This is a genomic window from Paramesorhizobium leguminum (assembly GCF_003217235.1).
GTDB lineage: Bacteria > Pseudomonadota > Alphaproteobacteria > Rhizobiales > Rhizobiaceae > Paramesorhizobium > Paramesorhizobium leguminum.
In genome coordinates this window covers 79,042-97,179 of record NZ_QJTF01000010.1, presented here as the reverse complement: position 1 = coordinate 97,179, position 18,138 = coordinate 79,042, and the positions used below count along the sequence as shown (strand labels likewise).

Here is an 18,138-nt window from a genome sequence, read left to right as displayed (position 1 = left end):
GGTCAGGCATCCCTTCTGTGTGGCGCGAAGCCGGTGACGTCGATGATCGTGTCGGCGACGGCGCCCCGCACATCGGCGTCATGAAAGATGCCGAGCAGGGCCACGCCGGTTTCTTTTTTCTCCGCGATCATGTCGATGACGACGGACCGGTTGACGGCATCGAGCGAAGCCGTCGGTTCGTCGAGAAGCAGGATCGGGTGATCGGTGATGAAGCCGCGCGCGATGTTCACGCGCTGCTGCTCGCCGCCGGAGAAGGTGGCGGGGGGCAGGCTCCACAGCCGTTCGGGAAGATTGAGCCGGGAGAGAAGATCGCCGGCGCGGCGCGTTGCCTGGGGGCGGTCGATACCGCGTTCGACCAGCGGTTCCGCCACGATGTCGAGTGCGCTGACGCGCGGCACGACACGCAGGAACTGGCTGACATAACCGATCGTCTCCCGGCGCAGTTCGAGGATCGCCCTCGGTTCCGCGCGGACAAGATCGACTTCCCTGCCACGATGCCGCACGAGGATCTGCCCGGCATTGGCGACGTAATTGCCATAGAGCATCTTGAGGATGGAGCTTTTGCCGGCGCCCGAGGGGCCGCCGAGCACAGCGCATTGGCCGGGCCGCAACAGGAAGGCAGCGTCGGCGATCACGGGTAGCTCGATACCGCCGCGCAGATGCATTTTGAAGGTCTTGGCCAGATCGGAGACGATAAGGGCTGATATCATGGCGGCGCGGCCTCAGACTTGCAGGATGGAGGAGACGAGAAGCTGGGTGTAGGGCGCTTGCGGATCGTCGAGCAGGCGGTCGGTCAGCCCATGCTCCACGACGCGACCATCCTTCATCACCAGCATCCGGTGCGACAACAGGCGCGCCACGGCGAGATCGTGCGTCACGATGATGACGGCGAGGCCAAGATCGTTGACCAGCCCGCGCAACAGGTCCAGCAGCCTTGCCTGAACCGAGACATCGAGGCCGCCTGTCGGCTCATCCATGAAGACAAGCCGTGGCGCGGTGACGAGGTTGCGGGCGATCTGCAGGCGCTGGCGCATGCCGCCGGAGAAGGCGCGCGGCTGATCGTCGATGCGGCCGGCGTCGATCTCGACACGGCCGAGCCAGTCGGTCGCGGTCGCGCGCAGCCTGCCATAATGGCGCTGACCGACCGCCATCAGGCGCTCGCCCACATTGGCGCCGGCGGATACGGTCATGCGCAGCCCGTCCGCCGGGTTCTGATGAACGAAACCCCAGTCGGTGCGCAGGAGATGGCGTCTTTCAGCTTCTCCGAGCTGATAGAGATCGCGCATTTCGCCGTCACGCATACGATAGGAGATCGTTCCCGATGTCGGCTCCAGCCGCGTCGAGATACAGTTCAAAAGCGTCGTCTTGCCGGAACCGGATTCGCCGACTATCGCCAGCACCTCGCCCGGCCATATGTCGAAGCTGACATCGGCGCAGCCGATGCGGGTGCCGTAGGTCCTGGTCAACGAGCGGACCGACAGCAGCGGCAGCGCTTCGCTTGAGCGATCCAAATTCTCGATCTTCGCGGCGGCGGCGATCATTGCGCGACCTCCCCCAGAAGTTCGCCGCGCAGGCCTTCGGCGCGCCGGCTCTCGCAATGATCGGTGTCGGAGCAGACGAACATGCGCCCGCCGCGATCATCCAGAACGACCTCGTCGAGATAGACCTGCCCGCCCCCGCACAGGGCGCATGGCTTGTCGAAGCGCTGCACTTCGAAGGGGTGATCCTCGAAATCGAGGCTGACGACCTCGGTATGGGGCGGCAGGGCGTAGATGCGTTTCTCGCGTCCGGCGCCGAAGAGCTGCAGCGCTTCCGACATATGCATCTTGGGATTGTCGAATTTCGGCGTGGGCGAAGGGTCCATCACGTAGCGGCCTTCCACCTTTACCGGATAGGCGTAGGTGGTGGCGATATGACCGTTGCGCGCGATATCCTCGTAGAGCTTCACATGCATCAGGCCGTATTCCTCCAGCGCATGCATCTTTCGCGTTTCGGTCTCGCGCGGCTCGAGGAAGCGCAGCGGCTCGGGGATGGGCACCTGATAGACCAGCACCTGACCTTCCCGGAGTGGCGTCTCAGGGATGCGGTGGCGTGTCTGGATGATGGTGGCATCCACTGTGCGGGTCGTCGTCTCGACATCAGCGACACGCTCGAAGAATTTGCGGATCGAGACGGCATTGGTCGTATCGTCGGCGCCCTGGTCGATGACCTTCAGCACGTCGTCCGGCCCGAGGATCGCCGCAGTGACCTGAACGCCCCCCGTCCCCCAGCCGTAAGGCATCGGCATTTCGCGACTGGCGAAAGGCACCTGATAGCCGGGAATGGCGATGGCCTTCAGGATGGCACGCCGGATCATCCGCTTGGTCTGCTCGTCGAGATAAGCGAAATTGTAGCTCGATGCTTGTGTACGCGCGGTCATTCAGCCGCCTCCTTGTTTTCCATGGCGGATTCGGCCTGCTCGAATTGCGTACGCATGGTACGCACGAGGCCGAGTTCGGCCTGGAAATCGACATGGTGCGGCAGCTTTAAATGCTCGACGAAGCCGGTCGCCTGCACATTGTCGCAATGGGAGATCACAAACTCCTGGTCCTGCGCCGGCGCGACGATATCCTCCCCTAGTTCCCCGGCGCGCAAGGCGCGGTCGCACAGCGCCATCGCCATCGCCTTGCGCTCCGATTGACCGAAGACGAGACCATAACCGCGGGTGAACTGCGGTGGCACCTTGGCCGAACCCTTGAACTGGTTGACCATCTGGCACTCGGTAAGCTGCACCCGGCCAACCGGCACGGCAAAGCCGAGTTCGGGCATAAAGACCTCGACCTCAACTTCGCCAATGCGGATTTCACCGGCAAAGGGGTGGGAACGGGCATAGCCGCGCTGCGTCGAATAGCCGAGCGCCAGCAGAAAACCTTCGTCGCCGCGCGCGAGGCTTTGCAGCCGCATGGCACGGGACAGGGGAAACTCCAAGGGCGTCTGGTTGATGTCATCAGGCTCGTCGTTCCCGCTTATTTCCTCTTCGATCAGCCCTTCGCCGCCGAGAATATCCGCGATCCGCGAGACCGGCTCGGTCGCGCCTTCACGCGTCTCGCCGGGCTCGACCTCGGGGTCGCCGTCCAGCGCTTCATCGAGCAGCCGATGCGTATAATCGAAGGTTGGCCCGAGCAATTGGCCGCCGGGCAGATCCTTGTAGCAGGCCGATATGCGGCGCTCGACCAGCATGGCTCCCGTGTCGACCGGCTCCGCAAAGCCGAAGCGCGGCAGCGTCGTGCGATAGGCCCGCACCAGGAAGATCGCCTCGATCAGGTCGCCCCGCGCCTGCTTGATGGCGAGCGCGGCAAGCCGGCGATCATAGAGCGAGCCTTCGCTCATCACCCGGTCGACGCCGAGGACAAGCTGCTCGGCTATCTGGTCGAGCGTCAGCGCCGGCACCGAGCGGTCGCCGCGGCGGCGGTCGGCAAGCAGACGGTGCGCGTTATCGATGGCCGCTTCGCCGCCCTTGACTGAAACATACATGGTTCAATTCTCCCCTTCGACGAGGCGCGCCGAACGCGGCAGGCATGCAATCGCATCACCGGCGATCAGGATGAGATCGATGCCGCGCGGAAACCGGCTGACATTCTCATCCCACTGGCCGGCGAAATCCGAGGGCAGACCGAGCGGCGCCATTGAAGCCGTTCCCTTGATGCCGGGACCATGGAAGGTGAGCGGCGCACCGCCCTCGAAGCTCTCGATCTGCAGGATAAGCGTTGCCGAGCGGTCCGGATATTCCTGGCTGCCTTGGGCAAAACGACCCAGCGGCGGCATTGCCGAGGGATCGGCCACGAGCGCGAAGGCAGCACCAGCCGGAGCCTCCACGAAGCGCGCGTTGGCATGGAAGGCGAGCCATGCCCGCAAGGCTTCGTTGTCGCCCAGTACGGAATCGAGCCAGACCGGCGTATCGGGATCGATCAGTGTGCAGGCAATTGCCCCTGCCAAGGATTGAAGGGGAGCAGGGGGAACCGCGCGCGGGTCTACCTGCATGACCGTCGCCGGGCGCGCCATCGCATCCATGATCGCACGGAAGGTCGCCTGTGCGTCGAAAACCGGCTGCGCAAAGCCGCCGTCAAGTGCGCTTGCTTCAGCTTGCATCATCTTCTCCGCGCACCATGGTGAAGAAATCAACCCGGGTGGCCGCCGTTTGCATCAGGCGCTTTTCATCCGCGCCGTCGAGCTCGCGGCTTATCGGCGCAATAATTTCCGCATTGATCAGGGAGGCCGTCTCAACGTTCTGGCATAAGGCATCAACGATAGCGGAGAGCCGCGCCTTCAAATGGTCCCGTCCGAGCGCCATGGCATGGCCGACGGAGCCGTCATCGAGCTTCACGCTGGCGCGCGTGACGGTTGCTTCGCCGATGTTGAAGGCTTCTCCGGTTCCGCCAGTCCGGCCACGCAACATCACGAGCCCGCATTCCGGTCCCCGCAGGAGCTTGTAGGCCGGGTCGAGCCCCAGCTTCGCCCAAAGCCCCTGCAGCCGGCGGGTCTCGCAACGCGCCAGGATGGACATCCGGTTCCTCCGCGCTGCAATTTCAGTTTCGATATTCATCGCATTTCCAAATTGTATATTGATCTAGACAAGTGGATAAGTTAACTCCTACATAGCGCGTCTCGATGACGGGCAAATGACAAGAGCGCGAAAGGGTACGAATAGTGAAAAGGGCCGGGTTGCAACGGGGGGTCGGCGTGGCACTGTGGCGGCAGGTCGCCGACGGTATCCGCCAGGGCATCGCCAGCGGGCTGGCGGACGAGAATGGGCGCTTGCCGCCGGAGAACCAGCTTGCGGAACGCTTCGGCGTCAACCGCCACACGGTGCGCGCCGCCATCTCCGCGCTCGCCCATGAAGGCGTGCTGCAATCGGAGCAAGGGCGCGGCACCTATGTCCGGCGCCAGAAGAGGCTCATCTATCCAATCGGCGAGCGCACGCGCTTTTCAGCCGGGCTTGGCGGGCAGGCACGCGAAACGCGCAGCGAAATGACCGGCCACGCACACGAGCCGGCAAGCGAACCGATTACCTCCGCACTCGGACTTGAGCCCGGCGAGATGCTGATCCGCATCGAAAATCTGGGGAAGGCGGACGGCGTGCCGGTATCCCGGTCGACGGCATGGTTCAGCGCCGAACGGTTTCCGGGCATTGCGGAGGCCTATGGCAGGACGGGCTCGATCACCGAAGCGCTGGCATTGTGCGGCGTCGAAGACTACCGCCGCGCGTCGACGCGCGTCGAGGCCCGCCATGCGGATGAAACCGACTGCCAAGAACTCAAACTCGCGCCGGGCGCCATCGTCATCATCACACATGCCCTGAACACGGACCTCGATGGCCGGCCGATCCAATATTCAATGACGCGGTTTGCCGCCGACCGGGTCGAGCTTGTCATAGAGAGCCCTCGCGCCGCTTAGTTTCCTGGCTAAACCATCTTGCGGACTGCATAGGCGGCTCCCGCGCTCATCAGCGCCAGCACATACCAGGTAAGCGCATAGACCAAATGGGTGTTGCGAAAGCGGACGACCGTCAGGCCGCCGACAGGCAGGCCGCCGGGATTTGGCGTCGCGTCGGCATCGATGAAATAAGGCGCGACATTGTGTAGATTCTCAGCGGTGGCGATCGCGGCGACATCGCGGGAATACCAGCGGCCTGCCTTCGGGTCGTTCGAGCGCAAGAACGCGCCGCCCGGCTCGCTCATACGCATAAGGCCGGTTATCGTGACCGGCCCGGCAATCTCGCCCGCGGCTCGGGAGGCCCTGTCGCGGCGGTCGGCCGGGACAAAGCCGCGGTTGACGAGGATCGTCGCACCGTCTGGCTGATGAAGCGGCGTTATCACCCAGAAACCGGCGCCCAATTCGGTTACGGCCTGAACCAGCACGTCTTTATTATAGTCGAATATGCCGGAAGCCGTGACGCGCCGATATTCGTCATTCCCGGCGGTTACATTGGCCCAATCGGGCGGCGCAGGCGCCGGCACTGGCGCCGCGTGAACACGGGCCTCGACGCGGGCGATCAGGTCCAGCTTCCAGAACAGCCGCTGTACCTGCCAGGTGCCCAGCGCAAGGAAGACGCCCGTCATGAACAGCATCGCGACTGTCATGAACCGCCGCGAGCGGCGCGGGGGTTCCCCCCCTGCCCCACCGTTTGAAGCGTGGTTCATGACCATGTCGAATGCATTTCATATTTAGATGGAAACGCCGGCGGGACAGCGCCCCCCTCTGTCCTGCCGGACATCTCCCCCGCGAGGGGGGAGATTGGCTGACATATGTATCGGCGCCAATTCTGCAAGGCCAGCGGCTTGCTCCAACCGCCTGTGAAGGCGTAATCTCCCCCCATGCGGGGGAGATGTCCGGCAGGACAGAGGGGGGCGCCTCGTGGTTCCATTAAGACAGAAACCAGACTAAGGCATGTTCTTCATCATCTCCGGCGACATGGGCATCATATTGTAGTTGAGGTGATGCATGACCCAGAGCGAGCCGGCGAGCAGGATGCCGACCAGTACAAGCGTGAAGATCAGCGCCATGATCGTCCAGCCGCCCTCGGAGCGCGGGTTCATATGCAGGAAGAAGATCATGTGAACGACGATCTGTATCGCGCCAAGCCCCATGACGAGAACCGCCGTGAGCGCCCTGCTGTCGGTAACGCCGCTCATGACCAGCCAGAAGGGGATAGCGGTCAGGACCACCGACAGGAGAAAACCGGTCATGTAGCCCCTGAAAGAGCCATGGGCGGCCCCATCGTCGTGATGGCTGTCTGCGGCGTTATGGTGGGCGTGAGCCGGGGTGTGTGAATGCGAACTCATCCGATGACTCCCATCAGGTAGACGAAGGAGAAGACGCCGATCCAGATGACGTCGAGGAAGTGCCAGAACATGCTGAGGCACATCAGCCGGCGCTTGTTCTCGACAGTCAGGCCGTGCATCGACACCTGCACCATGAGGGTGATCAGCCAGACGATGCCGAAAGTGACGTGCAGGCCGTGTGTGCCGACCAGCGTGAAGAAGGAGGACAGGAAGGCCGAACGCTGCGGACCCGCGCCTTCATGGATCAAATGGCTGAATTCATAGAGTTCGAGGCCGATGAAGATCGCGCCGAACACGCCTGTCACGGCGAGCCAGCCAAGCGTCTGGGCCTTTGCTCCGCGATCCATCCACAGCATGGCGAAACCATAGGTGATGGAGGAGAAGAGCAGCATCGCCGTGTTGAGCGCGACGATCGGCAGGTCGAACAGGTCAGCGGGCGATGGCCCCGCGGCGTAATTGCGGCCAAGCACTCCGTAGATGGCGAAGAGGACGGCGAAGATCAGGCAGTCGCTCATCAGGTAGAGCCAGAAGCCCAGCATGGTGCTGCCTTCGGGATGATGATCGTCCTTCAGATAGAATTCCTGGTCTTTGCCTTCCGGGATCGCCAGATGGGCGTGGGCGTGGGCTGTTTTACTCATCGTTTCAGTTCTGTCCCGCGAGCAGTCTGGTGCGCGCGTTCTCGGTCGCGGCCACGGTTTCGGCAGGGATGAAAAAATCCCGGTTATAGTTGAAGGTATGACCGATCGCGACCGCGATCATCGCGACGAAGGAAATGATGGCCAGCCACCACATATGCCAGATCATTCCGAAGGCAAAGCCGATGCTGATTGCGGCGAGGATGGCGCCCGTGCCCGTGTTCTTCGGCATATGGATCGGCCTGAAGCCTTCCAATGGGCGCGTATGGCCGCGCTTCTTCATGTCGTACCAGCTGTCGTGATCGCGGACGATCGGCGTGAAGGCGAAATTATACTCCGGCGGCGGCGACGATGTCGACCATTCCAGCGTGCGTCCATCCCACGGGTCGCCGGTCTCGTCGCGCAGCGCCTCGCGGTTGCGGAAGCTGACGAAGAGCTGGATGAGGAAGGCGGCGATGCCGACCGCGATCATGCCGGCGCCGATCGCCGCGATGACAAACCAGATCTGCAGCGACGGATCCTCGAACTGGCTCACGCGGCGCGTCACGCCCATCAGCCCGAGCACGTAAAGCGGCATGAAGGCAACGAAGAAGCCGATCTGCCAGAACCAGAACGACACCTTGCCCCAGAACGGGTCCAGCTTGAAACCGAACGCTTTCGGGAACCAGTAGTTGATGCCGGCGAATATGCCGAACAGCACGCCGCCGATGATGACGTTGTGGAAATGGGCGATCAGGAACAGCGAGTTGTGCAGCACGAAATCGGCGGGCGGGATCGCGAGCATGACGCCGGTCATGCCGCCAATGGTGAAGGTCACCATGAAGCCGACCGTCCACAGCATCGGCACATCGAAACGGATGCGGCCCTTATACATGGTGAAGAGCCAGTTGAACATCTTTGCGCCTGTCGGGATCGAAATGATCATCGTGGTGATGCCAAAGAAGGCATTGACCGAGGCGCCGGAACCCATCGTGAAGAAATGGTGCAGCCACACGAGGTAGGAGAGGATCATGATCACGCAGGTGGCGTAGACCATCGACGTATAGCCGAACAGCCGCTTGCTGCTGTAGGTCGAGACCACTTCGGAAAAGATGCCGAACGCCGGCAGGACGAGAATGTAGACCTCCGGATGGCCCCAGATCCAGATGAGGTTCACGTACATCATCGGGTTGCCGCCGAGATCGTTCGTGAAGAAGTTCATGCCGAGGTAACGGTCGAGCGACAGGAGCGCGAGCACGGCGGTCAGCACCGGGAAGGAAGCGACGATCAGGATGTTGGTGACGAGCGAGGTCCAGGTGAAGATAGGCATCTTCATGAAGGTCATGCCCGGCGCGCGCATCTTCACGATCGTCGCAATCAGGTTGATGCCTGATAGCGTCGTCCCGATGCCGGCCACCTGCAGGCCCCAGATGTAGTAATCCACGCCCACGTCAGGACTGTAGGCGATGCCTGACAGCGGCGGATAGGCGAGCCAGCCGGTCTTGGCGAACTCGCCGATGAAAAGCGAGAGCATGATGATGATCGCGCCCGCCGTGGTCATCCAGAACGAGAAATTGTTGAGGAACGGGAACGAGACGTCGCGCGCGCCGATCTGCAGCGGCACGACATAGTTCATGAGGCCCGTGACGAACGGCATCGCCACGAAGAAGATCATGATGACGCCATGCGCCGTGAAAATCTGGTCATAGTGATGCGGCGGCAGGTAGCCTTCATTGCCGCCGAAGGCCATTGCCTGCTGGAGGCGCATCATGATCGCGTCCGAGAAGCCTCGCAGCAGCATGATGATCGCGAGAATGATATACATGATGCCGATCTTCTTGTGATCGACACTGGTGATCCAGTCGCGCCAGAGCGGGCCCCAGAACCGGTAATAGGTGATGAGGCCGAGAACGGCCAACGCGCCGATCATGACGGCGATGAACGTCACGACGAGGATCGGCTCGTGAAAGGGAAGCGATTCCAGGGTCAACCGGCCGAAGATGAACTTCATGAGGTCAGGGTTGGAGAACATTGTCATAAACCTTGATTATCTGAGGACCGTGCCGGAGGAAAGCTGGCTCAGGTCACTGCCCGCGCTCTTGCCTAGGGAGAGGCTGAAGGACGGAGAAGGCGAACGGCTTGCGGGCGGAAGAACCTCGCTGCCTCCCGGACCGGCGCCTTCAGGCGTGCACTGGGCGAGCAGGAACGGACGCGACTTGCCGCCGATTGCTCCCCAGTTGCGCTCCCGGTCATAGGCCAGCCGGAAGACGAGATTCGCCGACTCCTTGCCGCCGCCGCCCCGGGCGTCGATCATCGCCATTTCCTTCATGCACATTTTCGATGGGTCCACGCACATGTTGAGGATGGCATCGAAGAGCCCGTTATCGACTGTCGAATAATAGCGGACCGGCTCCTTCTCGCTGGGAAGTTCAAGTTTCTGATAGTCGGCGCGCGTGAGGCTGGTTCCCTTTTGCTTCACCGAGGCAACCCAGGCATCGAAACCGGCCTGGTCGAGGCCTTTGAACGTGAAGCGCATGTGCGAGAAGCCGCTGCCGCTGAAATTGGCGGACAGCCCTTCATAGTCGCCCGGCTTGTTGATAACAGCGTGAAGCTTCGTCGCCATGCCCGGCATGGCGTAGATCTGGCCCGCGAGCGCCGGGATGTAGAAGGAATTCATGACCGAGGTCGAGGTGATCTTGAAATTGATCGGCACGTCGAGGGGCGCCGCCATCTCGTTCAAGCTGGCGATGCCGTAATCGGGATAAATGAATAGCCATTTCCAATCGAGCGCAACGACCTCGACGTTAAGCGGCTTCACATTCGCGGCAACCGGGCGACCGGGCGCGATCTCGTCGAGCGGCCGATAGGGATCGAGCTTGTGGGTGCTCATCCAGGTGATCGCGCCCAGCGCAATGATGATGGCGAGCGGCGCCGACCAGATGACGACTTCGAGCCGGGTCGAATGGGACCATTCCGGATCATAGGGCGCATCGGTGTTGGAATGGCGATATTTCCACGCAAAAAACAGCGTCAGGAAGATAACCGGCACGATGATGATCAGCATCAGCGCCACCGAGATCAGAATAAGGTCCGCCTGCTGCCTGGCGATATCGCCCGAAGGTGACATGACCACCATGTTGCAGCCGGACAGAAGCGGCAGAACAAGGAAAGCGAACAGCCATCCGACGATTTTTGAGTGCATGGACATCTTGCGTGCTCGAATTTTTACGGTTTTCGTCGGTCGCAATAAACGCCAACGCTCCTCTTTTGGAATGAGGCCGTTGGCCGCACTGCAGCAATTCATCGCAGCGCAACAAACACCGGTTCCAGTGAAATACCCACCAGTGTGGCGATTCCAAGTTCGCCTTCCAGGCCGATAACGAAATCACGCGGATTCCGAATCACAACATTGGAAACGAGCATTTGCGATGCATTGTTTTGCGGTTGATATCGAACGTCACGAATTACAGGATCGTACACTAGATACCCCCGGACAATACCTATTTATACCAAGGTAACACACAATAATGATGTGGCCAGATACTATTCTTACCTTGTCGCCGTCTTTTTGGGGAAAGTTCCTTGATCTCTTTCAAAGTTTGTTCGACATTCATTTGCAGGTGGAGACAGGCAGGAGGAAGAAGTCATGATCGCGGTTGCCAAACCCTGGTTCGAAGGGCCCAGATCTTCAGATCTCGAACGGGACGCCCGCCGTATCAACGACGGCAAGTCGATTTCGCCGGGTAGTATCGCTATCGGCGTGGTGATCGCTCGCCTGTCGGAGTTCTTCGATTTCTTCGTCTATGGGCTGGGTTCGATTCTCGTCTTCCCGAAACTGATCTTCCCCTTCGCACCTTCCCCGCTCGCCGCCATGATGATGTCCTTCGGGATATTCTCGCTCGCCTTCCTGGCGCGACCGGTGGGCACCTTCGTCTTCATGTGGATCGATCGCCATTACGGGCGCGGCACGAAGCTGACGATCGCGCTTTTCATTCTCGGCGGATCAACCGCCTCCATTGCCTTCATGCCGGGATACGACACCATCGGTTATTGGGCCGTGGCGTTGCTGGCGCTGTTTCGCCTGGGGCAGGGTTTCGCGCTCGGCGGCGCATGGGATGGGCTGGCCTCGCTGCTCAATCTCAACGCTCCGAAGAAACTGCGCGGCTGGTATGCGATGCTCCCGCAGCTCGGCGCGCCCATCGGCTTCGCGCTGGCGAGCATCCTCTTCTGGTATTTCATTTCGAACCTCTCGCAGGCGGATTTTCTCTCCTGGGGCTGGCGTTATCCGTTCTTCGTCGCCTTTGCGATCAATGTGGTGGCATTGTTCGCCAGGTTGCGCATTGTCGGGAGCAAGGAATTCGGCGTCGCGCTGGAGTCCAAGGAACTGGAGCCCCGGCCGGTCTTCGAGATGCTGAGCAAACATGCCGCCGATGTCGTGCTCGGCGCGTTCGTGCCGCTGGCGAGCTTTGCGATGTTCCACCTCGTCACGATCTTCCCCCTGAGCTGGGTGGTGCTGCACGGCGGCCAGTCGGCGTCGAAGTTCCTCTGGGTGCAGGTGGCGGGCGCGGCCGTCGGCATCATCGGCATCGTGCTTTCCGGCTTGATCGCCGATCGTATCGGACGCCGCAACCAGTTGATGATCGGCGCTTTCATCATCGCGATCTTCTCGTTTTCCGCCCCCTTCCTTCTCGATGCGGGCAGCATGGGCCAGGACGCGTTCATCATCATCGGCTTCGGCATCCTCGGTCTTTCCTTTGGTCAAGCGTCAGGCGCGGTCTCCTCGCGTTTCGAACGGCGCTATCGCTATACGGGCGCCGCGCTTACATCGGATCTCGCCTGGCTGGTGGGCGCCGGCTTCGCGCCGCTCGTGGCGCTCGGACTCGCGAGCAACTTCGGCATCATATTCATCGGCGGCTATCTGATATCAGGCGCGATCTGTACGCTGGTGGCCTTGAGCCTCACCCGCATGCTCGACTATGACAACGAACCGACTGCCCGTTCGCGGCGACGGTAACCGGCTCATATCGCTGCACACAGCAGACGAGTCGCGGTGAAACGCGGTTCATCCCCATGATGCGTGGCCCTCAATAACACTGCGGGGCAAGACAGGCTGGCAATGTCAGGAGACGCCAGCCCGTCATATATTTGCTATGGCAACGAGCAATTAACTTGCCTATATGTGGCGCGCTTTGGCCTTTCCGCTTTAGCCGCGTGAACCTGTTCCCCTTCATCTCCTGCCAGCGACGGTCTCATGCCAAACGCCATATCCATTTCCAATCTTTCGAAAACCTATGAGGGTGGTTTCACCGCCCTCCACGGGATCGACCTCGATATCCGCGACGGTGAAATCCTCGCCCTGCTGGGCCCGAACGGCGCCGGCAAGACGACGCTCATTTCGCTCGTCTGCGGCATTCTCAACCCAACCACCGGCACCGTGAATGTGCAGGGCCATGACATCATCAAGGATTTCCGCGCCGCGCGGCAACTGATCGGCCTCGTGCCGCAGGAGCTGCATGTGGAGACCTTCGAGACCGTGTGGGCCACGGTCAATTACAGCCGCGGCCTCTTCGGCAAGAAGCCAGACCCGGCGCTGTGCGAGCGCATCCTCAAGGACCTTTCGCTCTGGGACAAGAAGGACAACAAGATCATGCAGCTTTCCGGCGGCATGAAGCGGCGTGTCATGATCGCCAAGGCACTGGCGCATGAGCCGCGCATCCTGTTCCTGGACGAGCCCACCGCCGGCGTCGACGTGGAACTGCGCAAGGATATGTGGCAGCTGGTGCGCCGCTTGCGCGAAAACGGCGTCACCATCATCCTCACCACGCACTATATCGAGGAGGCGGAAGAAATCGCCGACCGGGTGGGCGTCATCAACAAGGGCCGGCTGATCCTCGTGGAGGAAAAGAAGGAACTGATGCGCAAGCTCGGCAAGAAGCAGCTTACACTCGAACTTGTCGAGGGTCTTCCCGAACTCCCCGAAGCGCTCTCGCACTACGATCTCGATGTGCAAGACGGCGGCCGCCGCCTCGTCTACAGCTACGACACGCAGGCTGCGCGCACCGGCATCGGCTCGCTTCTCGCCGACCTCAACCGGGCGGGCATCGCGGTGAAGGACCTCGATACCGAGCAGAGTTCGCTCGAAGATATTTTCGTCAGCCTTGTGGAGGAAGCCCGATGAATTTCGAAGCCATCAAGGCCATTTATCTCTTCGAGATGGCGCGCATGCGCCGCACGCTCCTGCAGAGCGTGATCTCGCCGGTGCTGTCCACCTCGCTTTATTTCGTCGTCTTCGGATCGGCGATCGGCGGACGCATCCAGGAGGTCGAAGGCGTCCAGTACGGCGCCTTCATCGTGCCCGGCCTCATCATGCTGACGCTGTTGCAGAACTCGATCTCGAATGCTTCCTTCGGCATCTACTTCCCGAAATTCGTCGGCACCATCTACGAAGTGCTTTCGGCGCCGATCTCGTTCGTGGAGATCGTGATCGGTTATGTGGGAGCGGCGGCGACAAAATCGTTGATCCTGGGCGTCATCATTCTCGCCACCGCGTTTCTCTTCGTACCCATCGAGATCCGCCACCCCTTCTGGATGGTGTTCTTCCTGGTCGCGACATCGATCACCTTCAGCCTGTTCGGCTTCATCATCGGCATCTGGGCGGACGGTTTCGAGAAGCTGCAGCTGATCCCGCTTCTGGTGGTCACGCCGCTCGTCTTCCTCGGCGGCTCGTTCTATTCCATCCACATGCTGCCGCCCTTCTGGCGCGACGTGACGCTCTTCAACCCGGTGCTCTACCTCATCAGCGGTTTCCGCTGGAGCTTCTATGAGACGGCGGACGTGAGCGTCGGCGTCAGCATCGCGATGATCTTCTTCTTCCTCGCGATCTGCCTCGGTCTCGTATGGTGGATTTTCAGGACGGGCTATCGGTTGAAGGCGTAACCGGAGCCAATCGGCCCCGCGCAATAAAGAACGGATTTGCGAATCCGTTCTTTCCATAAGCGAGAAGCTCGCCCTCAGGCGTCCAGGTCCCGCCACCCGCGGCGCGCAAGATCGCATCGCCTGCCGCCGTATCCCACTCCATGGTCCGCCCGAAGCGCGGATAGATATCCGCCTCTCCGCGCGCCACAAGGCAGAATTTGAGCGAGGAGCCGACCGAAACGCATTCGGCGATATCGAAGCCGGTGAGATAGCCATCCGTCTCCGGCGTGCGGTGCGAACGGCTGGCGACGGCAATCATCCGCGCCGGACAATCGCGGACTGCAATCGAGCGATATGCCGTCATCAGACCGCCGGAGCCAACCGTGACCTCCCGCGCTCCCTTGGGGCCGCCGGAAAAAAGCAGCCCGCGCGCGGGCGCATAGACCACGCCCAGAACCGGTATTCCTTGTTCGATCAGGGCAATATTGACCGTGAAATCGCCGTTTCGCCCAATGAATTCACGCGTTCCATCGAGGGGATCGACGAGAAAAAAGCGTTCTCCGAGGAGAATAGGCGCCCTGCCCTCCGACACCTCTTCTTCGGCAACGATTGCGATATCCGGCGTCGCCTCGCGCAGCGCCGCGAGGATCACCGCCTCCGCCGCCTTGTCCGCCAGCGTCACCGGCGACCCGTCGATCTTCAAGGACACATCGCAGCCGGCCTCGTAGATTTCCATGATGGCGCGCCCGGCGGCAATGGCTGTTCTCTCCATAAGGACAAGGAGCGCATCGTCGCCGGTCACGGAATCGGCATTCGAGAGTATCTTCATTCAGATCGACCAGGAATCGGCACTGTAATTGCCGATAATACCGCGTGCTCCCAGATATTTCTCAATCTCCGCCACCAGTTCTTCCGTCGAACGCCCACTTGTTTTCAAATGAATTTCCGCTTTTTCCGGTCGCTCGTAAGGCGAATCCACGCCGGTGAAATTCCTGATCTCACCCTTGAGCGCCTTGGCATAGAGCCCCTTCGGGTCGCGCTCAATGCATTCCTCGATCGGCGTATCGACGAAAATCTCGATGAACTCGTTTGCCGGTAGAAGCTCGCGCACCAGCTGCCGCTCTGCCTGGAAGGGCGAAATGAAGGAGACGAGCACGATCAGCCCTGCATCCGCCATCAGCTTCGCCACCTCGCCAACGCGGCGAATGTTCTCCACACGATCCTCGGATGTAAAGCCCAGGTCGCGATTGAGACCGTGGCGGACATTGTCGCCATCGAGAATATAGGTGTGCTTGCCCAGCGCATGGAGCTGTTTTTCCAGAAGGTTGGCTACCGTCGACTTGCCCGAGCCCGACAGGCCGGTGAACCAGAGGACCGCCGGGCGCTGGGATTTAAGCGCCGCGCGCGCGTCTCTGTCGACATCCAGTGCCTGCCAGTGCACGTTCGATGCCCGCCGCAACGCGAAATCGATCATGCCCGCCCCCACCGTCGCATTGGTCATGCGGTCGATGAGCACGAACGAACCTGTCGAGCGGTTGCCGGCATATGGGTCGAAGGCAATCGGCTCGCCGGTCGAGAGATTGCAGACGCCGACCTCGTTCAGCGCCAAGGTTTTTGCTGCTTCCTCGGCGAAACTGTTGATGTCGATGCGATGTTTCAGATCGGTAATGGTGACGCTCACCTGATCTGTCTCTGTGCGCAGGAGATAAGGCCGGCCGGGGATCATCGCCTCCTCGCCGAACCAGACAAGATGGGCGGCGAACTGATCGGCGACATCGGGACGGCTATCCGGCGCGACCAGCATGTTGCCGCGCGATACCTCCACCTCATCCTCCAGCACGATGGTGATGGCCTGCCCCTCGAAAGCCTCAGCCAGATCACCGTCCTGCGTGACGATGCGCTTAACCCGCGAGGCCTTGCCGGATTTGGCGACGACGACAGGGCTTCCTACCGCAACGCCCCCCGAAGCGACCGTTCCGGCGAAACCGCGAAAATTCTGGTTCGGGCGGTTCACATATTGCACCGGAAAGCGAAACGGTCGGGCGGCATCGGTTTCATCCAGCGAAACGGTTTCGAGATGGGCAAGCAGCGCCGGCCCGTCGTACCAGTCGAGCTTCGATGATTTGAGCGAGACATTATCGCCGTAGCGGGCGGAGATAGGGATCGGCTGGATGGTGGCGAAGCCCAGATCGCGGGCAAAGGCGGTATAGTCGGCGACAATGCGATCGAACACTTCCTGCGAATAATCCACGAGATCGATCTTGTTGACCGCCAGCACGATATGCCGGATGCCGAGCAACGAGGCGATAAACGAGTGCCGTCGCGTCTGGGTCAATATGCCCTGCCGTGCATCGACAAGCACGATGGCGAGATCGGCGGTGGAGGCGCCCGTCGCCATGTTGCGGGTGTATTGCTCATGCCCCGGCGTATCGGCGACGATGAACTTGCGCTTCGGGGTGGCAAAGAAGCGGTATGCGACATCGATGGTGATGCCCTGCTCGCGCTCCGCCTCCAGCCCGTCCACCAGAAGCGCGAAGTCGATTTCGTCGCCATTGGTGCCATGCTTGCGGCTGTCGTTCTGCAAGGCCGCGAGCTGGTCCTCGAAGAGAAGCTTGGTATCGTAGAGCAGCCGGCCGATCAGCGTCGATTTGCCATCGTCCACCGAGCCGCACGTGAGAAAGCGCAGGAGCGGTTTCTTCTGCTGGTCATCCATGAAGGCGAGAACATCGTCCGCCCCCGTAGCGGCGACGGGGAAATTGATCTGGTTCATCAGAAATAGCCCTCGCGCTTCTTCTTCTCCATCGAGCCCGCCTCGTCCTTGTCGATGAGGCGCCCTTGCCTCTCGGAGGTTCGGGCGATCAGCATCTCACTGACGATTTCGGGCAAAGTCGCCGCATCCGATTCAATCGCGCCGGTCAGCGGGTAGCAGCCGAGCGTGCGGAAGCGGACCATGCGCTCCTCGACCCTCTCGCCGCGTTTCAGCTCCATGCGCCCGTCATCGACCATGATCAGCATACCATCGCGCTCCACCACGGGACGCGGGGCGGCAAAATAGAGCGGCACGATGGGAATGCTTTCACGCAGGATGTATTGCCAGATGTCGAGCTCGGTCCAGTTCGACAGGGGAAACACGCGGATGGATTCACCCTTGGCAACGCGCGTGTTGTAGATCTTCCACATTTCCGGGCGCTGGTTCTTCGGGTCCCAGCCATGCTGCGCATTGCGAAACGAGAAGATGCGCTCCTTGGCGCGTGATTTTTCCTCATCACGCCGCGCACCGCCGAACGCTGCGTCAAAGCCGTATTTGTCGAGCGCCTGGCGCAGGCCGACGGTCTTCATGATGTGAGTATGGGTATTGGAGCCGTGGATAAAGGGATTTATCCCCTCCCGCACGCCCTCCTCATTGATATGCACACGAAGCTCGAACCCCAGTTCGCGCGCCTGGGCGTCGCGGAATTCGATCATCTCGCGAAACTTCCATGTCGTATCGACATGGAGAAAGGGAAAGGGCGGCTTCGCCGGATAGAATGCCTTCATCGCCAGATGCAGCATGACGGAGGAATCCTTGCCGACGGAATAAAGCATCACCGGATTGGCGAATGTCGCGGCCACCTCGCGAAAGATATGGATCGCCTCGGCTTCAAGACGCTCGAGATGCGTCAAATGCTTGTTCATGACGGCTTTAAGTCCTGGTGCTGGACCGTGCCCGGATCGTATGGGATTGAGGCATGGATTGAGCGGGGTTAGCTGCTGCCGGAAATCCGGCTTCACGCATTATCCACGAACGG

At 61.1% G+C, this 18,138-nt stretch carries 19 protein-coding genes; 4 read left to right on the top strand and 15 right to left on the bottom strand.

Annotated features, from left to right (window positions below):
- Positions 1–2: 2 nt before the first annotated feature.
- From phnL to phnG, 6 genes are read right to left on the bottom strand one after another with little or no spacing between them, the layout of a single operon-like run.
- On the bottom strand, positions 3–710 hold the full coding sequence (gene phnL, locus C7477_RS10225; RefSeq protein ID WP_110751728.1) for a phosphonate C-P lyase system protein PhnL: 708 nt from the start codon (positions 708–710) through the stop codon (positions 3–5).
- A 12-nt stretch (positions 711–722) separates the two neighbouring features.
- Positions 723–1,541, bottom strand: a complete 819-nt coding sequence (phnK, locus tag C7477_RS10220) for a phosphonate C-P lyase system protein PhnK (protein WP_110751726.1) — start codon at positions 1,539–1,541, stop codon at positions 723–725.
- Entirely contained in the window at positions 1,538–2,419 is an 882-nt protein-coding gene (locus C7477_RS10215) for an alpha-D-ribose 1-methylphosphonate 5-phosphate C-P-lyase PhnJ (RefSeq protein WP_110751724.1), read from the bottom strand. Before C7477_RS10215 ends, phnK begins: the two co-directional genes overlap by 4 nt.
- Entirely contained in the window at positions 2,416–3,513 is a 1,098-nt protein-coding gene (locus C7477_RS10210) for a carbon-phosphorus lyase complex subunit (protein ID WP_110751722.1), read from the bottom strand. The genes C7477_RS10215 and C7477_RS10210 overlap by 4 nt, the downstream gene beginning before the upstream one ends.
- A 3-nt stretch (positions 3,514–3,516) precedes the next feature.
- Entirely contained in the window at positions 3,517–4,131 is a 615-nt protein-coding gene (gene phnH / locus C7477_RS10205; RefSeq protein ID WP_425373550.1) for a phosphonate C-P lyase system protein PhnH, read from the bottom strand.
- Positions 4,118–4,582: a phosphonate C-P lyase system protein PhnG gene (phnG, locus tag C7477_RS10200; RefSeq protein ID WP_110751718.1), complete on the bottom strand. Its 465-nt coding sequence runs from the start codon at positions 4,580–4,582 to the stop codon at positions 4,118–4,120. The genes phnH and phnG overlap by 14 nt, the downstream gene beginning before the upstream one ends.
- 101 nt (positions 4,583–4,683) lie before the next feature.
- Here phnG and phnF point away from each other — a divergent pair, with 101 nt between their 5' ends.
- Positions 4,684–5,433, top strand: a complete 750-nt coding sequence (gene phnF / locus C7477_RS10195) for a phosphonate metabolism transcriptional regulator PhnF (protein WP_425373552.1) — start codon at positions 4,684–4,686, stop codon at positions 5,431–5,433.
- 8 nt (positions 5,434–5,441) lie between these two features.
- On the opposite strand, the gene C7477_RS10190 is transcribed toward phnF, so the two are convergent.
- The 6 genes from C7477_RS10190 to C7477_RS18755 all read right to left on the bottom strand — a co-directional run bounded on the left by C7477_RS10190 (position 5,442) and on the right by C7477_RS18755 (position 10,915).
- Positions 5,442–6,119: an SURF1 family protein gene (locus tag C7477_RS10190; RefSeq protein ID WP_245411799.1), complete on the bottom strand. Its 678-nt coding sequence runs from the start codon at positions 6,117–6,119 to the stop codon at positions 5,442–5,444.
- A gap of 300 nt (positions 6,120–6,419) precedes the next feature.
- Positions 6,420–6,821 (bottom strand): cytochrome o ubiquinol oxidase subunit IV, encoded by a 402-nt coding sequence (gene cyoD, locus C7477_RS10180; protein ID WP_110751712.1) that lies wholly within the window; start codon positions 6,819–6,821, stop codon positions 6,420–6,422.
- Complete coding sequence (gene cyoC, locus C7477_RS10175) at positions 6,818–7,459, bottom strand: cytochrome o ubiquinol oxidase subunit III (protein WP_110751709.1); 642 nt, start codon at positions 7,457–7,459, stop codon at positions 6,818–6,820. Before cyoC ends, cyoD begins: the two co-directional genes overlap by 4 nt.
- Positions 7,460–7,463: 4 nt before the next feature.
- The gene (cyoB, locus tag C7477_RS10170; RefSeq protein ID WP_110751707.1) at positions 7,464–9,467 is read right to left on the bottom strand and encodes a cytochrome o ubiquinol oxidase subunit I; all 2,004 of its coding nucleotides are present in this window, start codon (positions 9,465–9,467) and stop codon (positions 7,464–7,466) included.
- A gap of 15 nt (positions 9,468–9,482) precedes the next feature.
- Positions 9,483–10,643, bottom strand: coding sequence for a ubiquinol oxidase subunit II (gene cyoA, locus C7477_RS10165; RefSeq protein ID WP_110751705.1), 1,161 nt, complete (start codon positions 10,641–10,643; stop codon positions 9,483–9,485).
- A gap of 92 nt (positions 10,644–10,735) precedes the next feature.
- Positions 10,736–10,915, bottom strand: coding sequence for a hypothetical protein (locus tag C7477_RS18755; protein WP_146226088.1), 180 nt, complete (start codon positions 10,913–10,915; stop codon positions 10,736–10,738).
- A gap of 166 nt (positions 10,916–11,081) precedes the next feature.
- On the opposite strand from C7477_RS18755, the gene C7477_RS10160 reads away from it, so the two are divergent.
- The 3 genes from C7477_RS10160 (at position 11,082) to C7477_RS10150 (ending at position 14,371) form a co-directional block, all read left to right on the top strand.
- The gene (locus tag C7477_RS10160) at positions 11,082–12,449 is read left to right on the top strand and encodes an MFS transporter (protein ID WP_110751703.1); all 1,368 of its coding nucleotides are present in this window, start codon (positions 11,082–11,084) and stop codon (positions 12,447–12,449) included.
- A 237-nt stretch (positions 12,450–12,686) separates the two neighbouring features.
- Positions 12,687–13,613 (top strand): ABC transporter ATP-binding protein, encoded by a 927-nt coding sequence (locus C7477_RS10155; protein ID WP_110751701.1) that lies wholly within the window; start codon positions 12,687–12,689, stop codon positions 13,611–13,613.
- Entirely contained in the window at positions 13,610–14,371 is a 762-nt protein-coding gene (locus C7477_RS10150) for an ABC transporter permease (RefSeq protein ID WP_110751699.1), read from the top strand. Before C7477_RS10155 ends, C7477_RS10150 begins: the two co-directional genes overlap by 4 nt.
- Here the strand turns inward: C7477_RS10150 and cysQ are convergent.
- From cysQ to cysD, 3 genes are read right to left on the bottom strand one after another with little or no spacing between them, the layout of a single operon-like run.
- Positions 14,343–15,179 carry a 3'(2'),5'-bisphosphate nucleotidase CysQ gene (gene cysQ / locus C7477_RS10145; protein ID WP_110751697.1) on the bottom strand — a complete coding sequence of 279 codons (837 nt, stop codon included), beginning with the start codon at positions 15,177–15,179 and terminating at the stop codon, positions 14,343–14,345. The two genes, C7477_RS10150 and cysQ, sit on opposite strands and share 29 nt — an antisense overlap.
- Entirely contained in the window at positions 15,180–17,120 is a 1,941-nt protein-coding gene (cysN, locus tag C7477_RS10140) for a sulfate adenylyltransferase subunit CysN (RefSeq protein ID WP_110751695.1), read from the bottom strand.
- On the bottom strand, positions 17,120–18,025 hold the full coding sequence (cysD, locus tag C7477_RS10135; RefSeq protein ID WP_110751693.1) for a sulfate adenylyltransferase subunit CysD: 906 nt from the start codon (positions 18,023–18,025) through the stop codon (positions 17,120–17,122). The genes cysN and cysD overlap by 1 nt, the downstream gene beginning before the upstream one ends.
- Between the last annotated feature and the right edge of the window lie 113 nt (positions 18,026–18,138).

What these genes read in the sequence shown, in the direction of transcription:
- C7477_RS10160 (WP_110751703.1), top strand. Translation starts at nt 11,082, where the DNA reads ATGATCGCGGTTGCCAAACCCTGGTTCGAAGGGCCCAGATCTTCAGAT.
- phnG (WP_110751718.1), bottom strand. Translation starts at nt 4,582, where the DNA reads ATGAATATCGAAACTGAAATTGCAGCGCGGAGGAACCGGATGTCCATC.
- C7477_RS10210 (WP_110751722.1), bottom strand. Translation starts at nt 3,513, where the DNA reads ATGTATGTTTCAGTCAAGGGCGGCGAAGCGGCCATCGATAACGCGCAC.
- phnH (WP_425373550.1), bottom strand. Translation starts at nt 4,131, where the DNA reads ATGATGCAAGCTGAAGCAAGCGCACTTGACGGCGGCTTTGCGCAGCCG.
- C7477_RS10155 (WP_110751701.1), top strand. Translation starts at nt 12,687, where the DNA reads ATGCCAAACGCCATATCCATTTCCAATCTTTCGAAAACCTATGAGGGT.
- cysQ (WP_110751697.1), bottom strand. Translation starts at nt 15,179, where the DNA reads ATGAAGATACTCTCGAATGCCGATTCCGTGACCGGCGACGATGCGCTC.
- cysD (WP_110751693.1), bottom strand. Translation starts at nt 18,025, where the DNA reads ATGAACAAGCATTTGACGCATCTCGAGCGTCTTGAAGCCGAGGCGATC.
- C7477_RS10150 (WP_110751699.1), top strand. Translation starts at nt 13,610, where the DNA reads ATGAATTTCGAAGCCATCAAGGCCATTTATCTCTTCGAGATGGCGCGC.
- C7477_RS10190 (WP_245411799.1), bottom strand. Translation starts at nt 6,119, where the DNA reads ATGACAGTCGCGATGCTGTTCATGACGGGCGTCTTCCTTGCGCTGGGC.
- cyoD (WP_110751712.1), bottom strand. Translation starts at nt 6,821, where the DNA reads ATGAGTTCGCATTCACACACCCCGGCTCACGCCCACCATAACGCCGCA.
- C7477_RS10215 (WP_110751724.1), bottom strand. Translation starts at nt 2,419, where the DNA reads ATGACCGCGCGTACACAAGCATCGAGCTACAATTTCGCTTATCTCGAC.
- cysN (WP_110751695.1), bottom strand. Translation starts at nt 17,120, where the DNA reads ATGAACCAGATCAATTTCCCCGTCGCCGCTACGGGGGCGGACGATGTT.
- phnK (WP_110751726.1), bottom strand. Translation starts at nt 1,541, where the DNA reads ATGATCGCCGCCGCCGCGAAGATCGAGAATTTGGATCGCTCAAGCGAA.
- cyoB (WP_110751707.1), bottom strand. Translation starts at nt 9,467, where the DNA reads ATGTTCTCCAACCCTGACCTCATGAAGTTCATCTTCGGCCGGTTGACC.
- phnL (WP_110751728.1), bottom strand. Translation starts at nt 710, where the DNA reads ATGATATCAGCCCTTATCGTCTCCGATCTGGCCAAGACCTTCAAAATG.
- cyoA (WP_110751705.1), bottom strand. Translation starts at nt 10,643, where the DNA reads ATGTCCATGCACTCAAAAATCGTCGGATGGCTGTTCGCTTTCCTTGTT.
- cyoC (WP_110751709.1), bottom strand. Translation starts at nt 7,459, where the DNA reads ATGAGTAAAACAGCCCACGCCCACGCCCATCTGGCGATCCCGGAAGGC.